Raw genomic sequence first — 7,302 nt, 5'->3', positions numbered from 1 at the left:
ACCACAATTTCACCGAGCCCGTGGTTGAGACAGTGACCAAATCGTTACACCATTCGTGCAGGTCGGAACTTACCCGACAAGGAATTTCGCTACCTTAGGACCGTTATAGTTACGGCCGCCGTTTACCGGGGCTTCGGTCGCGAGCTTTGCCTTGCGGCTAACCCGCTTCCTTAACCTTCCGGCACCGGGCAGGTGTCAGTCTATATACATCGCCTTCACGGCTTAGCATAGACATGTGTTTTTGTTAAACAGTCGCTTGGCCCATTTCACTGCGGCCCCGTTCTGCCGGCGTTGTACACGCCATCATACTTGGGGCACCCCTTATCCCGAAGTTACGGGGTCAATTTGCCGAGTTCCTTAACCACGGCTCACTCGAGCACCTTAGAATATTCTTCTCATCTACCTGTGTCGGTTTGCGGTACGGACTGTCTACAGTCTCCTATACGAGGTTTTTCTTGGCAGCATGGTTACGTGGAGTTGTGGCCCATACGGGCACCCTGTTCACCTCTCGGCGATGACTCCCAGGCGGATTTGCCTACCTGAGACGCCTACGGGCTTAAACCAGCTAAGCCAACAGCTGGCCCCACTTCACTTCTGCGTCACCCCTTATAGTCAAACGACTGCAAACAGGTACAGGAATATTCAACCTGTTTTCCATCGCCTACGCCTTTCGGCCTCGGCTTAGGGTCCGACTAACCCTGAGACGATTAACGTTGCTCAGGAAACCTTAGACTTTCGGTGGGAAAGTTTTTCACTTTCCTTATCGTTACTTATGCCTACATCTTCTTTTCCATCAACTCCAGCATGGCTCACGCCACACCTTCGATGTCGATGGAATGCTCCCCTACCATAGTATTGCTACTATCCGCAGCTTCGGTACAGGGTTTAGTCCCGAGTATTATCGGCGCTGAGTCGCTTGACTAGTGAGCTATTACGCACTCTTTAAATGAATGGCTGCTTCTAAGCCAACATCCTAGTTGTCTGAGCAACTCAACATCCTTTCTCTGTTAACCCTAATTTAGGGACCTTAGCTGGCGGTCTGGGTTATTCCCCTCTCGGCGTCGAAGCTTATCCCTCGTCGCCTGACTCCTGTGGAACATATTAACGCAATTCGGAGTTTGTCTGGGTTTGGTATCGTTGTGACGACCCTAGCCCAATCAGTGCTCTACCTGCGTAATACTATATCACAAGGCTAGCCCTAAAGCTATTTCGGGGAGTACGAGCTATCTCCGAGTTTGATTGGTCTTTCGCTCCTACCCTCAGTTCATCCGAGCGGTTTTCAACCCACATCAGTTCGGGCCTCCATGAGGTTTTACCCTCACTTCACCCTGACCAAGGGTAGATCACACGGGTTCGCGTCTGCCGCACGTTACTGGATCGCCCAGTTAGGACTTGCTTTCGCTACGGCTACAGTTCTTAGAACTTTAACCTTGCAACGTACGAGCAACTCGTAGGCTCATTAAGCAAAAGGCACGCTGTCACTCCTCCTCCGCCGAAGCGGAAGATTTGCTCCAACCGTTTGTAAGCATATGGTTTCAGGTACTATTTCACCCCCTTCTTAAGGGTGCTTTTCACCTTTCCCTCACGGTACTTGTTCACTATCGGTCACCAAAGAGTATTTAGCCTTACCAGATGGTTCTGGCAGATTCTCACAGAATTCCACTTACTCCGTGATACTTGGGAGGCTCTCGGGAGTCAATTCGCTTTCGCTTACGGGACTATCACCCTCTGTGGTCCAGCGTTCCAGAAAATTCAGCTAACGAATTGATTTGTAACTCCCCGACTTATCGACGATTCAGTCTAAGAGTCCCACAACACCACTGATACAAGGGTCGTCGCCTTGACGTATCAGATGGTTTAGGCTATTTCCTTTTCGCTCGCCGCTACTGGGGAAATCACTTTTGTTTTTTCTTCCTGGGGTTACTGAGATGTTTCACTTCTCCCCGTTCGCTCTACCCCGCCTATGAATTCAGCAGGGAGTTCCGAGACATAACTCTCGGAGGGTTGCCCCATTCGGAAATCGTCGGGTCAAAGGCTGTTTCCGCCTATCCGACGCTTATCGCAGGTAGCCGCGTCCTTCATCGCCTTTTGGTGCCAAGGCATCCACCATATGCTCTTAGTAACTTAACCAAAAATCTTTATTGACTCACAGACAGATCCCGTCTTGCGACGGGTCGGTGCATCAATAATATTTTGGACGAGAAAACTTTACATTAGGTTATGCTTGAATTCCGCTTCCGTCATTGGTCCCACCGCGAGGCAGGACTACTAGCCCGGATGCTTCATTCAATCTTCTCAATTGTCAAAGAACAACAACAATGCGAATTGCGGATTTCCAATTTCGAATTTCTGCAATTCGAAATTCGCAATTCGACCGTGGAGCTGATCGGGATCGAACCGACGACCTCCTGGTTGCAAACCAGGCGCTCTCCCAAACTGAGCTACAGCCCCGCAGCTGACATTCACGCGCAGCCGTGTGGGCCTGAGTGGAGTTGAACCACTGACCTCACGCTTATCAGGCGTGCGCTCTAACCACCTGAGCTACAGGCCCATGGTGTTGAACCGCTGCTGGACTTCCTGCTAAGAGGTTAAAAAAATGAAAAGTGTGTGCAGTCGAATCAATCGAACAAGGAATATTCCTTGAGTTATCTTGCCGATTGCTCGGAAGATATCTCCTTAGAAAGGAGGTGATCCAGCCGCACCTTCCGGTACGGCTACCTTGTTACGACTTAGCCCCAGTCACTGATTTTACCTTAGGCGCCCCCCTCCTTGCGGTTGGGAAGACGATTTCGGGTACCCCCAGCTTCCATGGCTTGACGGGCGGTGTGTACAAGGCCCGGGAACGTATTCACCGCGGCGTGCTGATCCGCGATTACTAGCAATTCCAGCTTCATGAGGGCGAGTTGCAGCCCTCAATCCGAACTGAGGCCACTTTTAAGGGATTAGCTCCACCTTGCGGTCTTGCAGCCCATTGTAGTGGCCATTGTAGCACGTGTGTGGCCCTGGGTGTAAGGGCCATGAGGACTTGACGTCATCCCCGCCTTCCTCGCTACTTGCGTAGGCAGTCCACTTAGAGTGCCCAGCTTGACCTGATGGCAACTAAGTGCAGGGGTTGCGCTCGTTGCAGGACTTAACCTAACACCTCACGGCACGAGCTGACGACAGCCATGCAGCACCTGTACAAGTGTCCCTTGCGGGAAGACCGACTTTCACCGGTTGTCACTTGCCTTTCAAACCCAGGTAAGGTTCTTCGCGTTGCATCGAATTGAACCACATGCTCCACTGCTTGTGCGGGCCCCCGTCAATTCCTTTGAGTTTCAACCTTGCGATCGTACTCCCCAGGTGGGATACTTAACGCGTTAGCTTGGACACCGAGCCTTGCGGCCCGACATCGAGTATCCATCGTTTAGGGCGTGGACTACCAGGGTATCTAATCCTGTTTGCTCCCCACGCTTTCGAGCATGAGCGTCAGTTACAGACCAGAAGACCGCCTTCGCCACCGGTGTTCTTCCTGATATCTACGCATTTCACCGCTACACCAGGAATTCCGTCTTCCTCTTCTGTACTCAAGATCGACAGTATCATTGGCAGTCCTGAGGTTAAGCCTCCGGATTTCACCAATGACTTGCCGACCCGCCTGCGCTCCCTTTACACCCAGTGATTCCGGACAACGCTCGCACCCTACGTATTACCGCGGCTGCTGGCACGTAGTTAGCCGGTGCTTTTTCTAGAGGTACCGTCAAATCCCAGTATATGGGACTATTCTTCCCCCTCAAAAGGAGTTTACGACCCATAGGGCCTTCATCCTCCACGCGGCGTCGCTGCGTCACCCTTTCGGACATTGCGCAATATTCCTCACTGCTGCCTCCCGTAGGAGTCTGGACCGTGTCTCAGTTCCAGTGTGGCTGATCATCCTCTCAGACCAGCTACCCATCGTCGGCTTGGTGAGCCGTTACCTCACCAACTACCTAATGGGACGCAGGCCCATCTTTAGGCACCCTTGCGGGCTTTTAACAACTGTCACCATGCGGTGCCGCTGCATTATCGAGTATTAGCCCCGATTTCTCGGAGTTATCCTCGTCCTAAAGGCAGGTTGCCTACGTGTTACTCACCCTTGCGCCGGTTTACTCAAGATATTGCTACCTCTTTCTCCCAAGACTTGCATGTGTTAGGCACGCCGCCAGCGTTCGTCCTGAGCCAGGATCAAACTCTCCGTTGTAGTTTTTCCAACTTCAAGTTTGAACCTTAGCATCTTGTATCACTAGTACTTCTTCGATACAATTGCCAGGTTACAAAACCCTGTGCAATTGACTCGAGGCATACACACACTTTTCAAAGAACATTTTCCCTCATCTACCACAGTGTGGTCAGACGATAAAAATGCCCATTTTGCATGGGCATTGAGGGACATCATAATCAAAGAATTCGGGCGCTTTTGGCGCCTCCCCATTATTTGCGGGGTTTACAATATACCACGCCCTTCGTCGAAAGTCAATACCTTTTTTCACTTTGTTTCACTTTTTTTGTCCCGCCACCAGGAACTCGATCCCCCCACCATCCCACTCGATTATTTGAAAACCGACAAATTTCGCCGTTTTTCGGCAACCACGGATCAGAAGTCTCAGTCGAAATGACTCGTTCATTGAAATTGAAAACGAAATGGTCTAACTTCCCTCCGTCCAGTAGCCAGAAGGAGACTCTTGTATGATCATTTTCTATTTCTTCATTGCGGCAGCCGCCCTTCTCATCGTGTGGGTCATCGCGAAATACAATGTACTCATCACGCTGCGCAACCAAGTAACGAACGGGTGGAAACAAATCGACGTCCAACTTAAGAGACGTCACGACCTGATTCCAAATCTCGTCAATACCGTCCGCGGACAAATGCAGTTCGAACAAGAAACACTTGAGAAGGTTATTCAAGCACGCAATTCCGCAGTCTCCGCACAAGGTGTTGCTGATGCAGCGGCAAAAGAAGATATGCTGAGTTCAGCGCTGACGAAACTTTTTGCCCTCGTCGAGAATTATCCGACACTCAAGTCAAACGAAAACGTCAAGCAGCTGCAGGAAGAACTTACCAGCACTGAAAACAAGATCTCGTTTGCACGACAGTTCTACAACGACATCGCGACGAAATTCAATATCGCGCAGCAGGTATTTCCGGCGAACATCATCGCTTCGATGTTTAATTTCAAAGCCGCCGAGTTGTTTGAGATACAGGCTGCATCGGAACGCGAAGTGCCGAACGTCGATCTGTCGCTGAAGAAATAGGAATCGTTCCCGTGACTGTCGACAGAAACATCTACGAGCAACAAGCACACAACAAGCGCCTGACGTGGATCGTCATGACTGGCTTCGTGCTTCTGCTCGCGTTCATCGGATTCGGATTCGACTTCTACTTCCTCGGCTTCTACGAGGAGGGGCCGGTTTTGCCTGTGGGGACTATCATCGCCGTCGTGTTCGGGACTGCGATGGCCATCGGAAGCCTCCGCTCCGGCGCGAAATCCGTACTCCAATCCACCGGAGCTGTTCCAGCCGACGCCACCAATCCGGCCCACGCACAGCTTCTCAACGTTGTCGAAGAAATGTCCATCGCTTCGGGAATGCCGAAACCGCAGGTCTTCGTCGTTCCCGATCCGGATCCCAATGCGTTTGCCACGGGGAAAGATCCCGAACACAGCTACGTTGCCGTCACAGAGGGATTACTCAATACTCTCAACAGAGAAGAACTCCAGGGGGTTGTTGCGCACGAAATGAGCCATGTGAGAAACTATGACATCAGGTTGATGACTGTCGTGGCTGCGTTCGTTGGTTCGATCGTGCTTCTTTCGGATTCGGCCCGGCGCGGGGTGCGATTTGGCGGACTTGCCGGCCGCGGGAGCAGATCCCGCAGCGGCGGTTCCCTCGGGGGGATCTTCTTTATCTTCTGGCTCCTCAGTATTCTCCTCGCTCCGTTCATCGCTCAGATCATGGCTATGCTCGTTTCGCGCAGACGGGAGTATCTTGCAGACGCTTCGGGAGCGGAACTGACGAGGAATCCCCTTGGCCTGGCGAGCGCGCTCAGAAAAATCGAGAACGCCGCAGCTGCAACAGAGTCGATCAAGCGCGGATCGGCTCACCTGTGTATTGTCGATCCGCTGGGGAGATCATTGAATTCGAAGGAGGGGTTTACCGCGGAGCTGTTCGGCACTCATCCGCCGATCGAGAAACGCATTCTCGCGCTGGATGCAATGGCCTACCAGTACAAGACTGCTAAGCTTTCTGTTTGAGGATTTCCTTCCGAATCTGCTTCTCTAAACGCAAGTGTTCTTCCGCTGAAATACTGAAGCAGTCGCGGAGTTGCTCAAGCCGCTCAGAATCCTGAGGTGTGATGACGCCATCCTGCCAGACATCTGCTATCGCCTGCAGATAAATCTCAATCTGGACTTCCTGCTGCAGGAGTTCATGATCCTTGTCAGAAAGACCGAACCGTTCGCGCAGCAGGGCAAGAATGTTTGATTCCTCCCTGCTGAGGTCCGCGTCGCTCCACGCCAGCTTCAGGACCTGCGTGTACGTCACGCGTGATTCATCCGCACCTTCCGATTGTTGGGCGGCCGAATTTTTCTTCAGAGCCTCCGCATCCTTCGTTGCTTCCTCTGCGAGTTTCTTCTGTTCGGCCTCCGCCTTTTTCCGCTCTTCTTCAGCTTTCTTTCGATCATCTTCCGCCTTCCTCTTCAACTCCTCCGCACGCCGCCGTGCTTCATCCTGCCGCTTCCGTTCCTCCTCCTCCCGTCGCTGACGTTCCACTTCTTCCAGCTGCCTACGGGATTCTTCGTCCGCTTTTCTCTTGGCGACCATTTCGGCCTGACGCTGAGCTTCCAGAACCGCCTTCTTCCTCTCGGCTTCCTCACGAAGACGAGCCGCCTCTTCCGCTTTCTTCCTCGCTTCCTCTTCGGCCTTTCGCATCTCCTCCGCCTGAGCCCTCCTCCTCTCCTCCTCCTCCTTCCGCCTGGCGGCCTCTTCCGCGGCGCGGTGCTTCGCTTCCTGCTCCTGACGGAGCGCTTCCTCCTCTGCCTTGCGTTTGGCCTCCTCCTCAACCAGCTTTGCCTCCTCTTCGGCCTTTTTCTTCGATTCCACTTCGGCTTCGAGGCGCGCACTTTCCTCTGAGGTCTTCTGACTCGTTGCAGTCCTCTTCTGTTCGAGGATTTTCCGCTTCAGTTCTTCTACTTTTTTGCGTTGTTCCTCAAGGTCAGTCATAGTCTCTTATCGTCAATAATGCAACTTTGATCACTGCCTGTCCCGCTCTTGGGTCACTTTGGCGGT

3 protein-coding genes, 2 tRNA genes and 2 rRNA genes are annotated in these 7,302 nt (G+C 52.4%); 2 read left to right on the top strand and 5 right to left on the bottom strand.

The window, feature by feature from the left end; genetic code table 11:
- The 4 genes from NTU47_05685 to NTU47_05670 form a co-directional block, all read right to left on the bottom strand.
- Positions 1 to 2,130, bottom strand: a 23S ribosomal RNA gene (locus tag NTU47_05685); the annotation flags it as partial.
- A 247-nt stretch (positions 2,131 to 2,377) separates the two neighbouring features.
- A tRNA-Ala gene (locus tag NTU47_05680) sits at positions 2,378 to 2,451 on the bottom strand.
- A gap of 26 nt (positions 2,452 to 2,477) precedes the next feature.
- Positions 2,478 to 2,551, bottom strand: a tRNA-Ile gene (locus tag NTU47_05675).
- Between the two features lie 129 nt (positions 2,552 to 2,680).
- Positions 2,681 to 4,219: ribosomal RNA gene (locus NTU47_05670) — 16S ribosomal RNA — on the bottom strand.
- 485 nt (positions 4,220 to 4,704) lie between these two features.
- On the opposite strand from NTU47_05670, the gene NTU47_05665 reads away from it, so the two are divergent.
- Positions 4,705 to 5,271, top strand: a complete 567-nt coding sequence (locus tag NTU47_05665; GenBank protein ID MCX6133288.1) for a LemA family protein — start codon at positions 4,705 to 4,707, stop codon at positions 5,269 to 5,271.
- Positions 5,272 to 5,282: 11 nt separating this feature from the next.
- Positions 5,283 to 6,269 carry a M48 family metalloprotease gene (locus NTU47_05660; GenBank protein MCX6133287.1) on the top strand — a complete coding sequence of 329 codons (987 nt, stop codon included), beginning with the start codon at positions 5,283 to 5,285 and terminating at the stop codon, positions 6,267 to 6,269.
- On the opposite strand, the gene NTU47_05655 is transcribed toward NTU47_05660, so the two are convergent.
- The gene (locus NTU47_05655) at positions 6,253 to 7,236 is read right to left on the bottom strand and encodes a hypothetical protein (protein MCX6133286.1); all 984 of its coding nucleotides are present in this window, start codon (positions 7,234 to 7,236) and stop codon (positions 6,253 to 6,255) included. The two genes, NTU47_05660 and NTU47_05655, sit on opposite strands and share 17 nt — an antisense overlap.
- Positions 7,237 to 7,302: the final 66 nt, after the last annotated feature.

The organism is Ignavibacteriales bacterium (genome assembly GCA_026390595.1).
Classification (GTDB): domain Bacteria; phylum Bacteroidota; class Ignavibacteria; order UBA10030; family UBA10030; genus UBA9647.
The sequence above is the reverse complement of the archived record's forward strand: the minus strand, read 5'-3'. Positions and strand labels throughout refer to the sequence as shown.

Coding starts and splice junctions, on each gene's coding strand:
- NTU47_05665 (MCX6133288.1), top strand. CDS start 4,705: ATGATCATTTTCTATTTCTTCATTGCGGCAGCCGCCCTTCTCATCGTG.
- NTU47_05655 (MCX6133286.1), bottom strand. CDS start 7,236: ATGACTGACCTTGAGGAACAACGCAAAAAAGTAGAAGAACTGAAGCGG.